The sequence below is a fragment of the Leucobacter iarius genome (assembly GCF_039530105.1).
In the GTDB taxonomy this organism is placed as follows: domain Bacteria; phylum Actinomycetota; class Actinomycetes; order Actinomycetales; family Microbacteriaceae; genus Leucobacter; species Leucobacter iarius.
Genome location: NZ_BAAAOB010000001.1, coordinates 1248550 through 1269669 on the forward strand (window position 1 = coordinate 1248550; position 21120 = coordinate 1269669).

The 21120-nt window shown below is 71.1% G+C and carries 15 protein-coding genes; 4 read left to right on the forward strand and 11 right to left on the reverse strand.

Features of this window, described 5'->3' with window-relative positions; translation table 11 throughout:
• The first annotated feature begins 39 nt into the window (after positions 1–39).
• Positions 40–2937: an aminotransferase gene (locus tag ABD169_RS05450; protein ID WP_344030303.1), complete on the forward strand. Its 2898-nt coding sequence runs from the start codon at positions 40–42 to the stop codon at positions 2935–2937.
• Here the strand turns inward: ABD169_RS05450 and ABD169_RS05455 are convergent.
• The 4 genes from ABD169_RS05455 to ABD169_RS05470 are packed head-to-tail and all read right to left on the reverse strand — an operon-like array spanning position 2934 to position 5846.
• Positions 2934–3758 (reverse strand): carbon-nitrogen family hydrolase, encoded by an 825-nt coding sequence (locus ABD169_RS05455; protein ID WP_344030307.1) that lies wholly within the window; start codon positions 3756–3758, stop codon positions 2934–2936. The genes ABD169_RS05450 and ABD169_RS05455 overlap by 4 nt on opposite strands.
• A complete protein-coding gene (locus ABD169_RS05460) occupies positions 3755–4363 on the reverse strand; it encodes a DinB family protein (protein ID WP_344030310.1) in 609 nt (202 codons plus the stop codon). Before ABD169_RS05460 ends, ABD169_RS05455 begins: the two co-directional genes overlap by 4 nt.
• Entirely contained in the window at positions 4360–5079 is a 720-nt protein-coding gene (locus ABD169_RS05465) for a GntR family transcriptional regulator (RefSeq protein WP_344030313.1), read from the reverse strand. Before ABD169_RS05465 ends, ABD169_RS05460 begins: the two co-directional genes overlap by 4 nt.
• Complete coding sequence (locus ABD169_RS05470) at positions 5076–5846, reverse strand: alpha/beta hydrolase (RefSeq protein ID WP_344030316.1); 771 nt, start codon at positions 5844–5846, stop codon at positions 5076–5078. The genes ABD169_RS05465 and ABD169_RS05470 overlap by 4 nt, the downstream gene beginning before the upstream one ends.
• Positions 5847–5941: 95 nt before the next feature.
• Here ABD169_RS05470 and ABD169_RS05475 point away from each other — a divergent pair, with 95 nt between their 5' ends.
• Positions 5942–6520 (forward strand): DUF4916 domain-containing protein, encoded by a 579-nt coding sequence (locus tag ABD169_RS05475; RefSeq protein ID WP_046456167.1) that lies wholly within the window; start codon positions 5942–5944, stop codon positions 6518–6520.
• A 46-nt stretch (positions 6521–6566) separates the two neighbouring features.
• Here the strand turns inward: ABD169_RS05475 and ABD169_RS05480 are convergent, their stop codons facing one another.
• The 7 genes from ABD169_RS05480 to ABD169_RS05510 form a co-directional block, all read right to left on the reverse strand.
• The gene (locus tag ABD169_RS05480; RefSeq protein ID WP_046456168.1) at positions 6567–7034 is read right to left on the reverse strand and encodes a SprT-like domain-containing protein; all 468 of its coding nucleotides are present in this window, start codon (positions 7032–7034) and stop codon (positions 6567–6569) included.
• A complete protein-coding gene (locus ABD169_RS05485) occupies positions 7027–7887 on the reverse strand; it encodes a spermidine synthase (protein WP_344030319.1) in 861 nt (286 codons plus the stop codon). The genes ABD169_RS05480 and ABD169_RS05485 overlap by 8 nt, the downstream gene beginning before the upstream one ends.
• Positions 7884–8174, reverse strand: a complete 291-nt coding sequence (locus ABD169_RS05490; protein ID WP_046456170.1) for a glutaredoxin family protein — start codon at positions 8172–8174, stop codon at positions 7884–7886. Before ABD169_RS05490 ends, ABD169_RS05485 begins: the two co-directional genes overlap by 4 nt.
• Positions 8171–8827: a phosphatase PAP2 family protein gene (locus ABD169_RS05495; protein ID WP_046456171.1), complete on the reverse strand. Its 657-nt coding sequence runs from the start codon at positions 8825–8827 to the stop codon at positions 8171–8173. The genes ABD169_RS05490 and ABD169_RS05495 overlap by 4 nt, the downstream gene beginning before the upstream one ends.
• A 114-nt stretch (positions 8828–8941) precedes the next feature.
• A complete protein-coding gene (locus ABD169_RS05500) occupies positions 8942–10930 on the reverse strand; it encodes a hypothetical protein (protein WP_344030322.1) in 1989 nt (662 codons plus the stop codon).
• A gap of 25 nt (positions 10931–10955) precedes the next feature.
• Positions 10956–12782, reverse strand: coding sequence for an HSP90 family protein (locus ABD169_RS05505; protein WP_344030325.1), 1827 nt, complete (start codon positions 12780–12782; stop codon positions 10956–10958).
• 52 nt (positions 12783–12834) lie between these two features.
• The gene (locus tag ABD169_RS05510) at positions 12835–13326 is read right to left on the reverse strand and encodes a YbjN domain-containing protein (protein ID WP_046456174.1); all 492 of its coding nucleotides are present in this window, start codon (positions 13324–13326) and stop codon (positions 12835–12837) included.
• Between the two features lie 291 nt (positions 13327–13617).
• On the opposite strand from ABD169_RS05510, the gene rpoB reads away from it, so the two are divergent.
• Positions 13618–17115, forward strand: a complete 3498-nt coding sequence (rpoB, locus tag ABD169_RS05515) for a DNA-directed RNA polymerase subunit beta (protein WP_046456175.1) — start codon at positions 13618–13620, stop codon at positions 17113–17115.
• 80 nt (positions 17116–17195) lie between these two features.
• Positions 17196–21089 carry a DNA-directed RNA polymerase subunit beta' gene (locus tag ABD169_RS05520; RefSeq protein WP_344030331.1) on the forward strand — a complete coding sequence of 1298 codons (3894 nt, stop codon included), beginning with the start codon at positions 17196–17198 and terminating at the stop codon, positions 21087–21089.
• The last annotated feature ends 31 nt before the right edge of the window (positions 21090–21120 follow it).

The following is a 21120-nucleotide window of genomic DNA, read 5'->3' on the forward strand; positions in this document are numbered from 1 at the left end:
ATGACTAAAATGGATGGAGTGGGATCGATGGGTGATGCGTTGCGTGAAGATTGGCTGCTCCGGCGCCCGGAACCGGACCTCGCTGAGGTCGCGCGCATCGCGGAGGCCGAATTCGGTGCGACGGGTACGCTCGGCGAACTGGGCAGCCAGCAGGACCGCAACTTCCTGATCGGCGATCCTGCGGGCGACGCGAGCATCCTGCTGAAGGTCGTCCACCCCACGGTGACCGAGGCCGAGGTCTCGCTCCAGGTCCGGGTCTCCGACGCGCTGCGCGAGGCCGGGGTGCGCACTCCGAGGATCCTCACCGCAGCGTCCGGTCAGCGCTCCCTTGCGATCGCGGGCCGCGAGGGCGGCGAGTCCCGCGTCCTCGCCTACGAGACGGTTCGGGGCGTCGCGCTGGCCGACCGCCACGAGATCGACGGGGCCCGCGCCGAGGAGCTCGGATCCTTGGCGGCGCGCGTCGCGAACGCGCTGGCCTCCGTCGATCATCCCGAGGCGCGGCGCAGCCACCAGTGGGAGCTCGGCAACGCGGCAGCGGTGGTCGAGCGGCTCATCGGAGAACTGCCCGAGGAACGAAGGGACGCGTGCCGTCGCGCGGTCTACGGGGCGCTGCAGCGGCTCGATGCCGTGCGCCCGCTGCTGCGCGCCCAGCTGATCCACGGGGATCTCACGAGCGACAACATCATGCTCGACGCCGCCGGAGCGCTGTGGGTCATCGATCTGGGCGACGCCGCCCGCTCCTGGCGCATCGCGGAGCTCGCCGTGCTCGTGGCCGATGTGCTGGGACGCACGGGCAGCCTCGCCGCCGCCGCCCGCGCCGTGAGCGGATTCGCCGCGACGTGCGAGGATCCGCTGACCGACGCCGAGCTCGCCGCGCTCTGGCCCCTCGTCACGCTCCGCGGCGCCGTGCTCGCGGTGAGCGGGTGGAGCCAGATCCGCATCGATCCGGACAACGCGTACGCGCGCGAGCGCCTCGAGCACGAGTGGCGGGTGTTCGAACGCGCCGCCGCGCTCGATCCCGACCCGGTCGAGGCGCAGCTGCGGCTGGCCGCAGGACTGACCCACCGGGCCGGCCTGGTCTACCGGGATCTGGTGCCCGGGCTCGACCGGGTGCGGATCATCGACCTCGGGATCCGCAGCGTGGCGCTCGACCGCGGGCGCTGGACCGACGCCGGGGTCGAGCAGGAGCTCGCCCGCGCGGCGCTCGGCACCGCGTCCGTCGCCGTCATGCGCTTCGGCGAGGCCCGCCTGAGCCGGGTCTCGACCGACGTCCGCGAACCCGCCGACACCCGCTCCCGCTGCGTGGAGCTCTGGACCCGGCCCGGGGCGACGGTGACCGCTCCGTTCGCCGGGCGCATCGAGACGGGGGCCGGGTTCGCGGAGCTGCGCGCCGACGGCGTGGTGCTGCGCATCGAGGGGATCGACCCCGCGGTGTCCCCGTCCGCCGGTGAGGTCCGCGCGGGGGCGGAGCTCGGACGCGTCGGAGCGCAGGCCCCGGGCCTCGGCCGGCTCGTGGTCGCGCGCCGCATGCTCGATGCGGCTCCGGCTCCGCTCTTCGCGGGCGCGCTCGACGAGTACGCGCCGGAGGGCGCCGCCGATCCCTCGGCGCTGCTGGGGCTCGTCGCCGTGCCGGACCCCACCCGCGAGCTGCGCGATGAGCAGCGTCGCCGCGAGCACGCCATGGGCGGGGCCGCGGAGCGGTACTACCTCGATCCGCCCCGGTTCGAACGTGGCTGGAACACCCTGCTCATCGACACGCGCGGTCGCGCGTACCTCGACCTGGTCAACAACGTGACCGCGATCGGGCACTCGCACCCGCGGCTCGCGGACGCGGTCGGTCGGCAGCTGCACCTGCTCAACACGAACTCCCGGTTCCTCTACGAGGCCTACGCGGACTTCGCCGAGAAGCTGCTCGCGCACGCGCCGGATCCCTCGCTCGACACGGTGATCCCCGTCAACAGCGGTTCCGAGGCGGTCGATCTCGCGATCCGCCTCGCTCAGGCGGCCACCGGCCGGCGCGACCTCATCGCGGCCCGCGAGGGGTACCACGGCTGGACCATGGCCGCGGACGCCGTCAGCACCTCTGCCTTCGACAACCCGTCGGCGCTCGCCTCCCGCCCCGAGTGGGTCCACCTCGTGGACGCGCCGAACGACTACCGCGGCCCGCACCGGGGCACGGGTGCGGGCGCCGCCTATGCCGCGCAGGTGGGCCGGGTCGCCGCCCGCCTCGGCGACGAGGGCCGGCCGGCCGCGGCGTTCATCTGCGAACCGGTGCTCGGCAACGCCGGGGGCGTGATGCCGCCCGAGGGGTACCTCGCGGCCGCATACGACGCGATCCGGGCGAACGGCGGGCTCGCGATCGCCGACGAGGTGCAGGTCGGCTACGGCCGCCTGGGCGGCGCCTTCTGGGGGTCCGAGCTGCAGGGCGCGGTCCCCGACATCATCGCGGTCGCGAAGGCCGCGGGCAACGCCTACCCGGTGGGAGCGGTGATCGCCCGACGCGAGATCGTCGACGCGCTGCGTGACGAGGGCATGTTCTTCTCGTCCGCGGCGGGAGCCCCCGCGAGCGCGGTCGCCGCGTCCGCGGTGCTCGACGTGATCCGCGACGAGGGACTCCAGCGGAACGCGGCGATCGTCGGCGCGCACCTGCGCGCGCGGATCGAGGAACTGGCCGCCCGTCGCAGCCTGATCGGCAGGGTGCACGGCAGCGGGCTCTACCTCGGCGTCGAGCTGGTGCGCGACCGCGAGACCCTGGAGCCCGCGCAGGAGGAGACCGCTCGCATCTGCGAGCGGCTGCTCGACCACGGGATCATCATGCAGGCGACCTCCGAGCGGCAGAACGTGCTCAAGGTGAAGCCGCCCATGACCCTCACGATCGCCGAGGCCGACGTGTTCGTCGCCGCGCTCGACGCCGTGCTGGGCGAGCTGGAGGGCTAGGCCTCGGGCTCGGCCCCCGCGTCTGCGGAGAGCCCCGCATAGTCGACGAGCCGGTCGGCGATGACGGGGAACTCCGAGCGCACCTCGGCGACGCGGGCCGGATCGATGTCGACGGCGAGCAGCTGCTCGTCGGCGCCGCACTCGGCGAGCACGAGCCCCGACGGATCGACCACCCGGCTGCTGCCGCCGAGCTCGACGCCGCGCTGCGTGCCGCACGCGTTGACCGCGATGACGAACAGCTGGTGCTCGACCGCGCGGGCGCGGGTGAGCAGCTGCCAGTGCTCGCGCCGCGCGGCGGGCCAGGCCGCCGGCACCACGACGCTCTCGGCGCCGCGGGAGCTGATCTGCTGCCAGAGCCCGGGGAACCGCAGGTCGTAGCAGGTGGTGCTGGCGAGCGCGCCGACGGGGCTGCCCGTGACGCTCAGACGGTCGCCCGGGGTCAGCAGCTCGGCCTCGAGCGAGCGGTAGCCGAAGACGTGGATCTTGCGGTAGGTCTGCGTGACGCGCCCGTCGCGGTCGAGCAGCACGGCGGTGTTGAACAGCCGGCCGCTGCCGTCGCGTTCGACGATGCTGCCGAGGTGCACGGCGGCCCCCGTGGCGCGGGCGACACGGCGGCCCATGGCCACCGTCGGGCCGTCGATCGGCTCGGCGCGATCGGCGTACGCGTCGAACGAGAAGTAGCCGGCGCTCCACAGCTCGGGGAGCACGACGAGGTCGGCGCCCGGGGCCTCGCGCAGCAGCAGCTGCTCGACGCGCGCGATGCGGTCCGGCTGCGATTCGTCGTCGGGGCTCACCACCTGCGCGAGCAGCACGCGGGTCATGCGTCGATCCTCACGCGGGCGTCGCTGCGCCGGGCCGCCTCGTGCGCCGCGGCCTCGAGCCGCTGCCGGTAGTCGGTCAGCCACTCGTCGTCCACCGCGGGCAGGTTCGTCGCGTCGGGACGCATGCCCGCCGAGCCGTCGACGAGCTCGCGCACGATGTCTGCGTGGCCTGCATGGCGGGCGTACTCGGCGGTCACGTGGACCAGGATCTGCCGGAGCGTGACCGGGTTGCGGGTCCACCAGGGCACCGTGCCCTGGGCGTCGAGGTCGAGCGCGTCGACGGTGGCGGCGGTGCGTTCGGCCGCCGCGCGGGACAGCGCGATGATCTCGGCGCTCGTCTGGTCGGGGGTCGCCCACATGTCGGCGTTCGGTTCGGCGTCGTCGGCGAGCCAGGGGAGCGCGATGCCCGAGGGACGGCCGAAGACCCGGCCGAAGTAGTCGAGCTCGACGCTCGCCGTGTGCTTCACGAGCCCGAGCAGGTTGGTACCCGTCGGGGTCATCGGACGACGCAGCTCGTACTCGCCCAGCCCGTCGAGCTTCCAGAGCAGCGCGCCGCGCACCTCGTCGAGCTTCGCGCGGAGCAGGTCCTTCTCGGATACGGTCATGCCCTCAGCCTAGAGTCGACCTCCGACACCGCGGAATCCGCGGTCGCTGCGCGCTCCGCGATCCCGGCGGAGTCGTGCGCGAGGGTGCCCGTGCGGTGCGCGCGCATGAGCGCCTCGATCTCGCCGGCGGGCGCGCCCGCGGCGATCCGGTCGACCAGTTCGGTGTGCTCGTGCGAGAGCCGCTCGCTGATCTCCCCGCGGTACCCGACCACGGAGGCCCGCATGGCCGCCACCCGCAGCTGCCCGCGCTGCAGCGTGTCGCGCAGGTAGTGGTTGGGGCAGCGCGACTGCAGGAGGCCGTGGAACTTGAGGCTGGCCTCGTTGTAGGCGTGGAAGTCGCCGCGCTCGTGCGCCGCATCCATCAGCGCGTTGAGCTCCCGAGCCCGGTCGAGATCCTCCGCGGTCAGCAGCGGCGCCGAGAGCGATACCGCGAGCCCCTCGAGCACGGCCTGCGTCTGCATCACATCGCGGTACCCCTCGGCGCCGAGCTCGGCGACCCGGGCGCCGCGGTGGAACTCGAACTCGACGAGCCCCTCGGACTCCAGGCGGCGCAGCGCCTCGCGGACCGGGATCAGGCTGACGCCCGTCTCGCCCGCGAGCGTGCCGATGTGGATCGGGTCGCCCGCGGCGAAGTCGCCCGCCACGATCCGCTCCATCACGTGGTCGTAGACCCGCCTGGTCTTGTCGCGGGGACCGGCCTGGGGATCCGCGCTCATCGCTGATCCGCTCCGTCGGCGCCCGCCGCGGAAGCGCGCTCGTCCGCGAGGAGCGGTCGGAGGAACGCGGCGATGTCGTCGAGCTCGTCGCGACCGATGCCGTGCAGGATCCCGGTGTACTCCCGGTAGACCAGCGACGTGCGCTCGGGCAGCCACTCGGCGGTGCGCGCGATGCGGGCGGCGTCGATCACGGGGTCCTCCACGTCGCGGCCCCAGAAGACCGGCGGGCGCGCGGCGGCGAGCTCCCGATCCCCGTCGTAGGAGCCGGCGGGGACGAAGCCCGAGCAGATCGCACCCGCGGCGAAACCTCCGGGGCGCAGTCGCAGCAGCGAGGTCACCATCGCTCCGCCCTGCGAGAACCCGAGCAGCGCGACGGACGGGCGGCGCTCGGCCCCGGCCTCGAGCGCGCGCTCGACGACGCCGTCGATCCAGGCGAGTGCGGCGACGGCCGCGGCGTGGGGCACCGTGCCCTCGAACCGGTCGGGCGTCGGATCGTGCGCGAGGCCCTGCGCGCCGAACGACAGCGGGAACCAGGCGTAGCCGTTCTCGACCGGCGCGGGGGCGACCAGCGGTGCGCGCGGCGAAGCGCAGACGGCCGACGGCAGGAACGGGGCGAGCTCGATCAGATCGCCCTCGAAGGACCCGTAGCCGTGCATGAGCACGAGCAGGGGGCGGTCGACCAGTGCGGCGAGCGCCTCCGCCTCGGACGCCGGTGCACCGTCGACGGCCCATCGAACGCGGGCCGGGTCGATCTGCAGCTCTGCCATGGGTCCAGCGTAGTTCGAAACCGCCTGGGCCCCGCGGTGCGCCGATTCCTCCCGGCGCGGCGCGTTCCCGAGCGGAGTCGGGCAGAATGGGCCGCATGAGCATCGACACCGCCGAGCTACCGGAACCGCAGGACCCCGAGGACCGTCCGCAGTTCGGCCCGGACGGCAGCGGATGGCTCAGCGACGACGAGCTCTCGTTCGTGCGCGGCCGGGTGCCGCTCGTCTACGTCGAAGCGGTTCCCGTGCGGGTCGACGGCGTCGGGCGGGTCACCGAGGTCGGTCTGCTGCTGCGCGGCACCGCCGACGGCGGCATGACCCGGGCGCTCGTCTCGGGTCGGGTCCGCAAGGACGAGGCGCTGCGGGACGCGCTGTTCCGGCACCTCGAGAACGACCTCGGCCACATGGCCTTCCCGCTGATCCCGGCGGCCCCGGTGCCCGCGCAGGTGGCCGAGTACTTCCCGCTGCCTGGTCTCACCCCCTACGTCGACGAGCGCCAGCATGCGGTGTCGCTCGTCTACGTGGTGCCGGTGACGGGCAGCTGCACACCGCGTCAGGACGCGCTCGAGGTGACCTGGATGTCGCCGGAGGAGGCGCTCGCGCCCGAGACGCTCGCCGAGCTGGTCGGCGGGCGCGGCCGCCTGCTCCGGCAGGTGCTCGCCACCGTCGGCTGCTGAGTCGGCGGCCTCGGCGACGGGCGGTCGCGGCCCCGCTGGGCGACGGTCAGCCCCGTTGGGCGTCCTCGCGCCGCCGCCAGCTGATCGTGTGCTCCGGGCGGAACCCCCGAGCGCAGCGCGCGCAGGACGACACCCGGGTCGGCTTGCGGAAGCGGAAGTGCTCGTGCCCGGCGGGGCAGGTGCCCACCCACGGCGCTAGCTCGTGCGCGATCTCGCCGTCGTGCGTCCGTCCGCCGACGTAGCCGATCCCCGCCGCGACCGCCCGCCACTTCGGGCCGTGGCCGGCCGAGGGGCCGGCCATCGCGTGCGCCACCTCGTGCAGCAGCACCTGGTGGATCTCGTCGTCGTCGAACTTCGCCGCGAGGTGCCTCGACACGGTGATGCGCCGGTTCGTGTAGTCGCACAGGCCCGCTCGGCGCCGGGCGTGGTCGAAGCCGAAGCTCCAGGCCCGGGGATCCAGGTGCATGCGGATGAGCGCATCGGCCCACACGCGGACGCGCTCGAGGTCAGCCACGGCCGAACAGCTCGCGCGCGGGAGCGGGGGAGTCCACCGCCGTCGCATCGGTCACGGGCGAGGTGCCCCGGATGAGCTCCGAGAGCTCGGCGCCCTCCAGCATTCGCGCCGGGTGCGGCCCGCCGGCCAGCAGGCGCGGCAGCCAGTCCAGCTCGCTCACGTCGCCGTTCGACGCGATCAGCACGACGTTGCCGAACCGTCGGCCCTTCAGTACCTGGGGCTCGGCCACGGCGACCACGTTCGCGAAGCGGGCGGCGAGCGTCGCCGCCTGACCGCGGACGAAGGGCAGGCCGGTGCCGTCCGCGGCATTGAGCACCACGAGTCCGTCGGGGGCGAGCAGCGGGCGGACGAGGTCGTAGAACTCGAGGCTGGACACGTGCGCGGGCGTGCGGGCGCCCGCGAAGATGTCGACGACCACGAGGTCCATCGCGCCCTGCATCCCGGCGGGGAGCTTCGCGAGCACCGCGCGGGCGTCGCCGCGACGTACGCGGATGCTCGCTCGCTTCGGCAGCGGCGCGTGCTCGCGCACCAGGTCGACGAGCGCGTCCTCGATCTCGATGACCTGCTGCCGGCTGCCGGGGCGGGTGGCCTCGACGTAGCGCGGCAGGGTGAAGGCGCCGCCCCCGAGGTGCAGCGCCGAGATGGGGGCGCCGCTCGGGCGGAACAGGTCGATGACGTGGCCGATGCGGCGGATGTACTCGAAGAACAGGTCTGACGGGTCGTCGAGGTTCACGTGCGACTGCGGAGTGCCGTCGACCACGAGCTGCACGGCGCCGGGCACGAAGCGGTCGTCCTCGATCTCGGCCACGAGCCCGGAGGACAGGATCCGGGACCGTGCGGGCTGCTCGCTCACGCGGTGCGAGCGGTGAGGCCGAGCTCGGCGAGCTTGGAGCGCAGGTCCCCGTCGCTCGGCTCGACCTGGTGGGTGCCGTCGGGGAACGTCACGACCGGGATGTTCGTGCGTCCGCTGATGTCGCGCGCCACGTCGGCGGCGGCCGGATCCTCGACCAGGTCGACCCACTCGAACGGCACCTCGAGGTCGTTCAGCACGCGCTTGGCGCGTCGGCAATCGCCGCACCAGTCGGCGCCGAAGACGCGGATCTGCGGTGCTGCGGAAGCGGATGCGGTGGAATCGCTCATGCGTCGATCCTACGCTCCCGCCGCTGCCAGGCCGCTGCCGACAGGATCGCGACGGCGGTGCCGAGCAGCGCACCGCCGATGGTGTCCGTGAGCCAGTGCACGTGCAGGGCGGTGCGGCTCCACATCATGAGCAGGACCCAGAACGCCGCGGCCGCGAAGAGCAGCTTCGCGATCGTCGGCGGCGCGGTGCGCGCCAGGACGATCGCGACGGCGACCGCCAGGGTCGCCGCCGAGAGGGAGTGGCCCGACGGGTACGAGGATCCGGCTGCGTGGATCAGCATGTCGGCGGGACGCTGGCGTCCGATCAGGAGCTTCAGCAGCTCGGAGGCGGCGACGCCGACCACGAGCGCGGTGATCAGGATCCCCGCATCGCGCGGCCGGCGCGCGGCGAAGAGCCCGGCGCACGCGATGAGTCCGCAGGTGACGACCCCGATCCAGCCGCCGATGCCGGCGAGGTCGGTCGCGAGGACCGCGGCGAAGCTGCCGCGCTCAGCCCCGATCGCATCGTGCCAGGCCGTGTCGACGGGCGTGGGGTCGCCCCCGCTGACGAGCAGGTACACGCCGAAGGCGATGACCACCGCGATGGCGAGCCAGGCGCACGCGATCGCGCTGCCGCTGATGCCCCGCGCTCGCGGGCTCCGTGCCTCGATCATCCCCACACCCTAACGACGCGGGAGCGGCGGATCCTGGGCGGCGGCGCAGAGCCGGTCGGCCCGATGGCCCCGTGACCCCGCGGCTTTGCGGCCCGCGGCCCGGCAGCCGGCCGGCTATGCTCCGAGCTCGGCGATCACCGCGTCGGCGCGATCGCTCTGCCCGGTCTCGCGCAGCACCTCGATGAGCTCGCCGGCGGCGTGGGCCCGTTCGTTCGTCAGTCGCGCGACCGCGAAGCCCTCGAAGGCCGACTCCAGCGACCAGACGGCACCCGTGGTGTCGCCCGCCGAGCGCTGCAGGCGTCCCGCGAGCCAGAACGCGTGCGCGGCGTCCGAGATCCGGCCGGCCTGGGCGAACTCCTCGCCGGCGCGCTGCGCGGCCGAGACCGCCTCCGCGTGCTCGGGCGCATCCGCCCGGGTGGCGGATCCCGTGGCGCCGAGGCTCCGCGCGAGAGTGTCGCGCAGCGTGGCCAGGGTCAGCAGGTGCTCGATCCGGCGGCTCTCGGTGAGCTCCTCGGTCAACGCGGGCTCGGGGACGTGCTCCTCGGTGCGGACCAGAGCCGCGCGCAGGCGCGCGACGAGCTCGGCGCAGTCCGCCACCTGCGCCGCGACGGGGGCCCAGCCGACGAGCACCTGCGCGATCAGCCCGTCCTCGGAGCCGGCGGCTTCCAGACGGGGGATGGCTGCCGCGTAGCGCTCGTGCGCCGCGCTCGCATCGCCGGCGAGCTCCGCGGCCTTCGCCGCCTCGGCCCAGCAGATCCCGGCGAACTCGAGCCGGCCCTCGGCCTGCGCGAGCGCCGCCGCGAGGGCGTAGTCGTCGGACGCGGTCAGGTACGCGCGCATGCCGGCCTGGGTCTCGGCGCGGGCGTACGCCTCGTCGGCGTTCGCGGGCTCCGGGCGGGCATCGGCCGGCACGTCGTCGGTGTCCGGCCGGGTCGGATCCCCGGCATCGCCGTCGTCCGCGGTCGTGGTATCGGACGGAGCGTCGGAGTCCCCGTCGGATGCATCAGGGGAGGGGTCGCCGAGGCGGCCGAGCAGCAGCTCGTGCTCCGCGCGCCGGCTGGCGAGGGCCCGGGCGACCTGGTCGGCGTAGTAGCCGGTACCGTTGCGGCGGTCGAACTGCGCCGCGAGCGCCTCGGTCTCGTCGCGCACCCAGGCGTGGAGCTCCCCGAGGGTGGGAGCCGCGGGGGCGCTGAGGCCCGTGGGGAGCTCGCTCCGGTCGAGGTTCGCGGAGAGCCCCGAGAGGACCCCGAGCAGGAACCGGAGCCGGAAGAGCGGGGTGGAGGCATCGAGCAGCAGGCGGCCCGTATCGGTGCGCAGCTGCTGCAGCGCCCGATCGAGCGCGCCGCCGATGGCGAGGAGCTCGAATGCCTGACCGTGGGCGGGGGCGAAATCGCTGCCCTCGGCGCTCGAGTACGTGGCGACCGCCCTGCGGTAGCTGCGGGTGGCGAGCTCGGCGTCGCCCGCGCGCAGCGCGGCGAGGGCCAGCGCGTGCATGGTGCGGGTGGGCTCGAGATTGCAGGTGCCGGTCGAGGTCCGACCGATGGCCACGGCCTCCTCGTAGCGGCCGAGCTCGGTGAAGTAGTCGGTCTGCTGGCCCACGGTGCAGGTCGCGCAGTCCTCGAGCTCGTCGCGGTCGCCCGTGATCCAGTCGATGCGCGCTCGCTCCATGTCGGCGCTGCCGGTGTGCCAGGCCCAGCGGAAGCGCGACATGCGGACCGAGGATCCGCCCTTGCCCGCGACCGCGAAGCGGTGGGTCATATCGGCGAGGAACGCGTCGGCCTGCTCGGCCGTGATCTCGGGGTAGTCGGGCAGGTCGCCCGCGATCCACTTGAACTCCCAGAACAGGTTGCGCTCGTCGGCCTCGTCGAACAGTTCGGGGCGGGAGTCCCAGAGGCGGAGCGTACGGGCGAAGGCGACGAAACCCTGCTTGCCCAGGTTCGCGAAGGTGTAGGCCTCGACGAGGTCGAGCAGGGCCTGGGGCAGCTGGCGTTCGGGGCCGTCGGTCTCGAGCCGGCGGACCAGGGCCTCGGTGGCCGAGGTGCGGGCGACGCCGTAGGGGAGACGTCGGAGGGTGCGGAGTTCGTGGTCGATGTCCTTGGCCAACGGAGTTCCTTTCTCGGGTGCCCGGTCAGGCGGTGTCGGGATCGCCGCCGAGCGACGCGTCGAGCAGCACGCTCAGCGCGTCGCCGAGGGCGACGGCTTCGGCCGAGTGCAGGCCGTCGCCGGCCAGCATCACCGCCGAGAGGTAGAGGGAGTTGAGTCCGGCGTCGAACACGCCGCCGGCCGGGGCCGCGAGGAGCCTGCGGACCACCGCGGAGTCGTCGTTGAGCACGAGGGTGCGCGTGCGGGCGCTGACCTCGGGGTCGGAGAACGCGTCGAGGAGACCGCTCCAGAGCCCGGGGGCCGCCGAGCGCTCGCGGTCGAGGTCGCGGCGCTGCTCGCCCGCGGAATCGCGGAGGAGCATCGCGGGAACGGCCGACGGCTCGAAGCTGCGCACGATGACGTCGCAGTCGGCGCTCTCGAGCAGCTCCCGCGAACGGGCGACGGCGTCGGCGACCTCGAGCTCGCGCTCGAGATCGGGTACGCGGAGCACGTGCACGAGATCGGCGTTCGAGAGCTCGCGCACCTTCCAGCCGGGCCGCGCGGCCAGCTGCTGCAGCAGGTCGAGGTCGTAGACGTAGCCGGCGTTGACCACCACGAGCCCCTGAGCGCGGGCGACGGTGGCGACGCGCCGGAACGACTCGGTGGTGGTCGAATAGACGACCTCGCCGCGCTCGGCGACCTGGGCGAGCGTGAGGGGGCCGTCGGTGGTCTCGAAGGGGAGGACGCGGGCGACGAGCTCGAGCATGTCGGGTTCGGTGACCGCGAGCGCGCGCAGCGCGAGGTGATGGGTGCGGATGAAGTCGGCGGCGAGCCGCGATCCGCTGGTCAGCGTGCGCGCGGCCCAGGCGATGATCTGGGCGCCGAGCGCTTCGCGGGCGGCCTGGAGTACCTCGTCGTCGTGCAGCTGCTCGCGCGACGCCGTCGGCGAGAGCCCCTCGGCGTCGATGACCGCACGCGTGAAGAACGCCCAGTCGGGCAGGATCCGGTCGACGCGCGAACCGAGGAGCATGCGCTTCGTGTAGACCCGGTGCTGGCCGCTGCCGGGGGACACCGCCTGCGGCAGGATGAAGGCGACGCCGCTGATGCCGGCGACCGGCAGGTCGAGGTCGATGCGACCGAGCGGCGTGAACCCGAAGAGCGACTCGCAGGCCCGATCCAGCGCGCGCTCGCGCTCGCCGGGCACAGGATACTTCGCGCGCCAGGGCAGCTCGGGTGCGGTGATCCGCTGCCAGAGCGGGCCGACGCCCTCGACCGGCACCTCGACCGCGACGTCGAACGGCAGGAACCCGCCGTATTCGGTCGCCAGGTCGACGACGGTGCGGTTCGCGAGCCAGTGCCGGGTATCGCTGCGTGCGGTCAAGCGCACCGCGGTGCCGACCTCGACCTCCTCGCCGCCCAGCTCCTCGACATCGAAGGTCCCGTCGGCCCGGCCGGTCCACCGGATCGGCACGGCGCCGGGCCGTGCCGATCGCGAGCGGACCTCGATCTCGTCGGCCACCATGAACGCCGCGAGCATGCCGATGCCGAACTGTCCGATGAACTCCGAACGGCCGAGCCCCAGGTCCGCGTCGCGCTTCGAGGACCGGCCGATGGTCGCGAGCAGCTCCGCGGCCTCTGCCGCGGTCAGCCCGATGCCGGTGTCGATGACGCTGAGCGTCGCCCGGCCGTCCGGGTCGGTGCCGGTCGTGATCCGGACCGTCGCCGGAGCGGACGGATCGAGCTCGCGCCGTGCGGTGAGCGCGTCGACGGCGTTCTGCAGCAGTTCGCGCACGAAGACCTGCGGTCCCGAGTACAGGTGGCGGGACAGCAGGTCGACCATGCCGGTGAGGTCGACCTGGAAGCGTTCGGACATGCGGTCTTTCTGAGAGGAGAGCTGAGCGGTCGGGGGAGGCTCTGGCGCTCGCCTACTCGGCGCTGCGTGCGGCGACCGCCGCCGCTGCCTCGGGGAACTGCTCGTTGAGCGACTCGAAGAAGGCGCCGCCCGTGTTGATCACGCAGAGCAGGTGCTGCGTCAGCTGCTCGTCGGTGAGGCCGTGCTCGTAATCGACGTTGAGCTCGCAGTGCACGCGCACCTTGCCCTCGTCGTCGGGGCGGGCGTAGGTCTTCGGCCAGAGCTTCTCGGTGTTCCAGGTGTTGCAGGCCACGAGCGCGCGCTCGAACTCGGCCTGGCTGAGCTCGCCGTACCAGGTGCCGCGCACGCAGAAGAGCTCCTGCTTCTCGCCGTTCACGAAGAAGTAGAAGAAGCCGTTCTCCCAGCCGCCTCCGATGTCTCCGTCGGAATCGACCCGGTACTGCCAGCCGGCGTTCTCGAGGGCGTGCTTGACGCGGTCCTTGGAGAGCGGAGCGAGCGCTCCGCCGCCGGCAGCGGGGGTCTGTTCCTTGGTGAAGAAGCCCATGGGAGATCCTTTCGGTCGGTGGTGCGCCGAAGGGGGAACGGCGTCGGATTCAGCGTATGCGATCCGACCGACATCCGAGGCGGCCGATTTGCTCCCGATGAGGCGCACAAAAACAGTGCTGGACAGGCGCGTGCATATCGGTTAGAGTCGATAGTTGCACTTCGGACACTAGTCTGCCTTCATATAGCGGTTGGCCGTCAGCTCCAGTTCGAGCGCCTCACCGCGTGTTCCGAAGCGACTCACACTGAGACCTGGTCAACCGGCCCGACGGGGCCCACGGAGGTAGTTTCCTTGGCTGCTGCGCGCAACGCAACTTCCACGCCCACTCCGAAGAACGGTCGCGATCACTCGCGACTGTCCTTCGCCAAGATTTCCGACACGCTGTCGATGCCGAACCTGCTGGCACTGCAGCTCGAGAGCTTCGACTGGCTCGTCGGCAACGACGCGTGGAAGACGCGCGTCGTCGAGGCACAGTCCGAAGGGCGCGACGACATCGCGCTGAAGAGCGGCCTCGAAGAGATCTTCGACGAGATCTCGCCCATCGAGGACAACGCCGGCACCATGCAGCTGTCGTTCGAGAACCCGATCCTCGACGAGCAGAAGTTCTCGATCGAGGAGTGCAAGGAGCGGGGCAAGACCTACTCCGCGCCCCTCTACGTCGAGGCGGCGTTCTACAACACCGAGACTCAGGTGCTGAAGAGCCAGACGGTCTACATGGGCGACTTCCCCATCATGACCGACAAGGGCACCTTCATCATCAACGGCACCGAGCGCGTCATCGTCTCGCAGCTCGTCCGCAGCCCCGGCGTCTACTTCGAGCGCGCCCAGGAGAAGACCTCCGATAAGGACGTCTTCACCGCTCGCGTGATCCCCAGCCGCGGTGCGTGGCTCGAGTTCGAGGTCGACAAGCGCGATCAGGTCGGTGTCCGCATCGACCGCAAGCGCAAGCAGTCGGTCACCGTGTTCCTCAAGGCGCTCGGCATGACGAGCGAGGAGATCCTCGAGGAGTTCGCCGGCTACGAGTCGATCGCGCTCACCCTCGAGAAGGACGGCATCCTCACGCAGGAGGAAGCGCTCAAGGACATCTACCGCAAGCAGCGTCCGGGCGAGCAGGTGGCCATCGAGGCCGCGCGCGCTCTGCTCGACAACAGCTACTTCAACCCGAAGCGCTACGACCTCGCGAAGGTCGGCCGCTACAAGATCAACCGCAAGCTCGGCATCGATGCGCCCATCACCGATTCGGTGCTGTCGCTCGAGGACATCGTCGCGACCATCAAGTACCTGGTCGGCCTGCACGCGGGCACCGAGACCCTGCCGGGCGTCCGCGACGGCCAGGCGATCGACGTGCGCCTCGACACCGACGACATCGATCACTTCGGCAACCGTCGCATCCGCGCGGTCGGCGAGCTGATCCAGAACCAGGTGCGCACCGGCCTCAGCCGCATGGAGCGCGTGGTGCGCGAGCGCATGACCACGCAGGACATCGAGGCGATCACGCCGAACACCCTGATCAACACGCGCCCCGTGCTCGCGGCGATCAAGGAGTTCTTCGGCACCTCGCAGCTGTCGCAGTTCATGGATCAGAACAACCCGCTCGCGGGCCTGACCAACAAGCGTCGCCTCTCGGCCCTCGGCCCCGGCGGCCTGTCCCGCGACCGCGCGGGCGTCGAGGTGCGAGACGTGCACCCGTCGCACTACGGCCGCATGTGCCCCATCGAGACCCCTGAAGGCCCGAACATCGGTCTGATCGGCGCGCTCGCGACCTTCGCACGCATCAACGCCTTCGGCTTCATCGAGACGCCGTACCGCCGCGTGCTGAACGGTCAGGTCACCGACCAGGTCGACTACCTCACCGCGCACGAGGAGGACGAGTTCCTCATCGCGCAGGCCGGCGCTCCGCTGACCGCCGAGGGCAAGTTCGCCGAGACCCAGGTCCTCGCCCGCCCCCGCGGCACCGAGGTGCAGATGGTCGACGCCGAGCTCGTCGACTACATGGACGTCTCGCCGCGCCAGATGGTGTCGGTCGGTACCTCGCTCATCCCGTTCCTCGAGCACGACGATGCGAACCGCGCGCTCATGGGCGCCAACATGCAGCGCCAGGCGGTGCCGCTGGTCCGTAGCGAGTCGCCGCTGGTCGGCACCGGCATGGAGGGCTACGCGGCCATCGACGCCGGCGACGTCGTCATCAACGAGAAGGCCGGCGTGGTCGACGAAGTCTCGGCCGACGTCGTCACGATCCAGCTCGACGAGGGCGGCACGAAGAGCTACTACCTCCGCAAGTTCGACCGCTCGAACCAGGGCACGAACTACAACCACCGCGTGATCGTCAAGGCGGGCGAGCGGATCGAGGCCGGCGAGGTCATCGCCGACGGCCCCGCGACCGAGAACGGCGAGCTCGCGCTCGGCAAGAACCTGCTCGTCGCGTTCATGTCGTGGGAGGGTCACAACTACGAGGACGCGATCATCCTGAGCCAGAACCTGGTGAAGGACGACACCCTCTCGTCGATCCACATCGAGGAGTACGACGTCGACGCCCGCGACACCAAGCTCGGCAAGGAGGAGATCACCCGTGACCTCCCCAACGCCAGCATGGAGGCGCTGAAGGACCTGGACGAGCGCGGCATCATCCGCATCGGCGCCGAGGTCCGCCCCGGCGACATCCTCGTCGGCAAGGTCACGCCGAAGGGCGAGACCGAGCTGTCGGCCGAGGAGCGCCTGCTCCGCGCGATCTTCAACGAGAAGAGCCGCGAGGTCCGCGACACCTCGCTCAAGGTGCCGCACGGCGTCTCGGGCACGGTCACCGCGGTCAAGGTCTTCGACGCGGAGAACGACAACGACGACGAGCTCGGCTCGGGCGTCAACCAGCGCGTCGTGGTCTACATCGCCCAGAAGCGCAAGATCACCGAGGGCGACAAGCTCGCGGGCCGTCACGGCAACAAGGGCGTCATCTCGAAGATCCTGCCCGTCGAGGACATGCCGTTCCTCGCCGACGGCACGCCCGTCGACGTGATCCTGAACCCGCTGGGCATCCCCGGTCGAATGAACTTCGGCCAGGTGCTCGAGGTCCACCTCGGTTGGATCGCCAAGCAGGGCTGGAAGGTCGACGGCTCGCCGGAGTGGGCTGCGAAGCTCGCCGAGGCAGCGCTCGAGGCCGCCCCCGGCACCAAGGTCGCGACCCCGGTGTTCGACGGCGCGACCGAGGAGGAGATCTCGGGTCTGCTCGACTCGACCCTGCTCACCCGCGACGGCGAGCGTCTCATCGGCTCGAGCGGCAAGACCCGCCTGTTCGACGGCCGCTCGGGCGAGCCCTTCCCGTACCCGATCTCGGTCGGCTACATGTACATCCTGAAGCTGCACCACCTGGTGGACGACAAGATCCACGCGCGCTCGACGGGCCCCTACTCGATGATCACCCAGCAGCCGCTCGGCGGTAAGGCCCAGTTCGGCGGCCAGCGCTTCGGTGAGATGGAGGTGTGGGCGCTCGAGGCCTACGGCGCCGCGTACGCGCTGCAGGAGCTGCTCACGGTGAAGTCCGACGACATCCTCGGTCGCGTGAAGGTCTACGAGGCCATCGTCCGCGGCGAGAACATCCCCGAGCCGGGCGTCCCCGAGTCGTTCCGCGTGCTCATGAAGGAGATGCAGTCGCTCTGCCTGAACGTCGAGGTCCTGGGTGCCGACGGCAACGCCGTCAACCTGCGCGACAACGACGACGAGGCGCACCGCACCGCCGAGGAGCTCGGCATCAACCTGTCCACCCGCTTCGAGTCGTCGTCGATCGACGAGATCTGAGCTGATCGGCGGCCCCGCCTTCCGGCGGGGCGCCGGCCGATCCCACAAGATACGTTTTTCAGATTCTCAAGGAGAACATTTTGCTCGAGGGTACGAGTTTCAACGAGCTGCAGATCCGTCTGGCGACCGCCGACGATATCCGCGGCTGGTCGTTCGGCGAGGTCAAGAAGCCGGAGACCATCAACTACCGCACGCTGAAGCCCGAGAAGGACGGTCTGTTCGGTGAGCAGATCTTCGGGCCCAGCCGCGACTGGGAGTGCGCGTGCGGCAAGTACAAGCGCGTCCGTTACAAGGGCATCGTCTGCGAGCGCTGCGGCGTCGAAGTGACGAAGTCCAGCGTGCGCCGTGAGCGCATGGGCCACATCGAGCTCGCCGCTCCCGTGACCCACATCTGGTACTTCAAGGGCGTGCCGTCGCGTCTCGGCTACCTGCTCGACATGGCGCCGAAGGACCTCGAGAAGGTCATCTACTTCGCCGCCTACATGATCATCGATGTCGACGTCGAGGGTCGTCACGAGGACATGGGCGAGCTCGAGAACGAGCTCCGTCTGGAGCTCAAGACGCTCGAGGACCAGCGCGACATCCAGATCGCCCAGCGCCAGCAGCAGGCCGAGGCCGACCTCGCCGCGCTCGAGGCCGAGGGTGCCAAGGCCGAGCAGCGCCGTCGCGCCGAGCAGTCGGCCGAGAAGGAGATGGCGGCCCTCCGCAAGAGCTTCGACGACGACATCGCTCGTCTGCAGCGCGTGTGGGAGGACTTCCGCAACCTCAAGGTCGGCGACCTCAAGCCCGAGGACGCGACCTTCGCGGAGCTCATGGACCGCTACGGCGATTACTTCGAGGCCTACATGGGCGCCGAGGCGATCAAGAAGCGTCTCGAGTCCTTCGACCTCGCCGCCGAGAGCGAGGCGCTGCACCTGCAGATCGCCGAGGGCAAGGGCCAGAAGAAGATCCGCGCGATCAAGCGCCTGAAGGTCGTCAGCTCCTTCCTCTCGACGGGCGCGAGCCCGGCCGCGATGGTGCTCGACGTCGTTCCGGTGATCCCGCCGGAGCTGCGCCCGATGGTGCAGCTCGACGGCGGCCGCTTCGCGACCTCGGATCTCAACGATCTGTACCGCCGCGTGATCAACCGCAACAACCGTCTGCGTCGCCTGCTCGATCTCGGCGCGCCCGAGATCATCGTCAACAACGAGAAGCGCATGCTGCAGGAGGCCGTCGACGCGCTGTTCGACAACGGTCGCCGCGGCCGCCCCGTCACGGGCACCGGAAACCGTGCGCTGAAGTCGCTGTCCGACATGCTCAAGGGCAAGCAGGGCCGCTTCCGTCAGAACCTGCTCGGCAAGCGCGTCGACTACTCGGGCCGTTCGGTCATCGTGGTCGGCCCGCAGCTCAAGCTGCACCAGTGCGGTCTGCCCAAGCAGATGGCGCTCGAGCTGTTCAAGCCGTTCGTCATCAAGCGCCTGATTGATCTGTCGCACGCGCAGAACATCAAGGCCGCGAAGCGCATGGTGGAGCGCGCCCGCAGCGAGGTCTGGGACGTGCTCGAGGAGATCATCCGCGAGCGCCCCGTGCTGCTCAACCGTGCACCGACCCTGCACCGCCTCGGCATCCAGGCGTTCGAGCCGCAGCTCGTCGAGGGCAAGGCGATCCAGCTGCACCCGCTCGTCTGCACCGCCTTCAACGCGGACTTCGACGGCGACCAGATGGCCGTCCACCTGCCGCTGTCGGTCGAGGCCCAGGCCGAGGCCCGCGTGCTGATGCTCGCGTCGAACAACATCCTGAAGCCGTCGGACGGACGTCCGGTGACCCTGCCCTCGCAGGACATGATCATCGGTCTGCACCACCTGACCACGGTCAAGGAGGGCGTGCCCGGCGAGGGCCGCGCGTTCGGCTCGATCTCCGAGGCCATCCTCGCGATGGACGAGGGCACCCTCGACCTCGGCGCCAAGGTGAAGCTCCGCCTCACCGGCTACGCCGATGCCGACGGCAACGTCACCGAGGGCCCGCTGCTGGTCGAGACGACCCTGGGTCGTGCGATCTTCAACGAGGCGCTGCCGACCACCTACCCGTACTTCGAGCGGGTGGCCGACAAGGGCAGCCTCTCCGGCCTGGTCAACGACCTCGCCGAGCGGTTCCCCAAGGTGGAGGTCGCCGCGACCCTCGACCGGATCAAGGACGCCGGTTTCTACTGGGCGACCCGTTCCGGTGTGACCGTCGCGCTGTCCGACATCGTGACCCCGTCGAACAAGGCCGAGATCCTCGCGGTGCACGAGAAGGCCGCGGCCGCCGTGCAGAAGAAGTTCGAGCGCGGTCTGATCACCGACGCCGAGCGTCACGCCGAGCTCGTCGAGATCTGGACGGAGGCGACCGACGAGGTCGCCGCCGCCATGCGCGACGCGTTCCCGGCCGACAACACCATCTTCCGCATGGTGTCGTCGGGTGCCCGTGGTAACTGGCTGCAGATCCGCAACATCGCGGGTATGCGCGGCCTGGTGAGCGACCCGAAGGGCGAGATCATCCCCCGCCCGATCATCAACTCGTACCGCGAGGGCCTGTCGGTGGCGGAGTACTTCATCGCGACCCACGGTGCGCGTAAGGGTCTGGCCGATACGGCGCTCCGTACCGCCGACTCGGGCTACCTGACCCGTCGTCTGGTCGACGTCTCGCAGGACGTCATCATCCGCGAGGACGACTGCGGCACCCGCCGCGGCCTGGACCTGCCCATCGCCGAGGCCGACGCCAACGGCGTGCTGGTCCGCGACGAGGACGTGGAGAACTCGGTCTACGCTCGCACCCTGGCCGCTGACGCGGTGGACGCGAACGGCACCGTGGTCGCCATCGCCGGATCCGACGTGGGCGACGTGCTCATCGACCAGCTGGTCGAGGCGGGCGTGACCGAGATCAAGGTCCGGTCGGTGCTCACCTGCGAGTCCGCCGTCGGCGTCTGCGCGACCTGCTACGGCCGTTCGCTGGCCACCGGTCAGCGCGTCGACATCGGCGAGGCCGTGGGCATCATCGCGGCGCAGTCGATCGGCGAGCCGGGCACGCAGCTCACCATGCGTACCTTCCACACCGGTGGTTCGGCCTCGGCCGACGACATCACGCAGGGTCTGCCCCGCGTGCAGGAGCTGTTCGAGGCCCGTACCCCGAAGGGCGCGTCGCCGATCGCCGAGGCCGCCGGCCGCATCTCCATCGAGGACACCCCGAAGGGACGTAGCATCCTGCTCGTTCCGGACGACGGCAGCGAAGAGAAGGCCTACCCGGTCCTGAAGCGCTCCACCCTCCTCGTCGAGGACGGCGACCACGTCGAGCTCGGCCAGCCGTTCCTCGCCGGAACGCTGGACCCGAAGGACATCCTGCAGGTCGGCTCCACCGAGCGCGACAAGCACATCCCGGGCGAGCGCGCGGTGCAGAAGTACCTCGTCGAGGGCGTCCAGGGCGTGTACCGCTCGCAGGGCGTGCCGATCCACGACAAGCACATCGAGGTCATCGTCCGCCAGATGCTGCGCAAGGTCACCGTCGTCGACCACGGCGAGACCGAGCTGCTCCCGGGCGAGCTCGTCGACCGCGCGCGCTACCAGCGGATCAACCGCGAGGCGCTGCTCGAGGGCAAGCGCGCCGCGACCGCGCGTCCCGAGGTCATGGGTATCACCAAGGCCTCGCTCGCGACCGAGTCGTGGCTGTCGGCCGCGTCGTTCCAGGAGACGACCCGCGTGCTCACGCAGGCGGCGATCGAGGGCCTCAGGGACCCGCTGATCGGTCTCAAGGAGAACGTCATCATCGGTAAGCTCATCCCGGCCGGCACCGGCCTGAAGAACTACCGCGACGTCGACGTCGAGGCGACGGAGGAGGCGAAGGCGGAGCGCTACCCGAACCGTCTGTTCGCCACCGACACGACCTTCGACGAGAACGACCTGTCGTTCGTGGACTTCGACAGCTTCACCGCTGACGAGTTCAACCCGGGCAACTACAGCTAAGCGCTGAGTCCCATCGGAACGGGCGTCCACC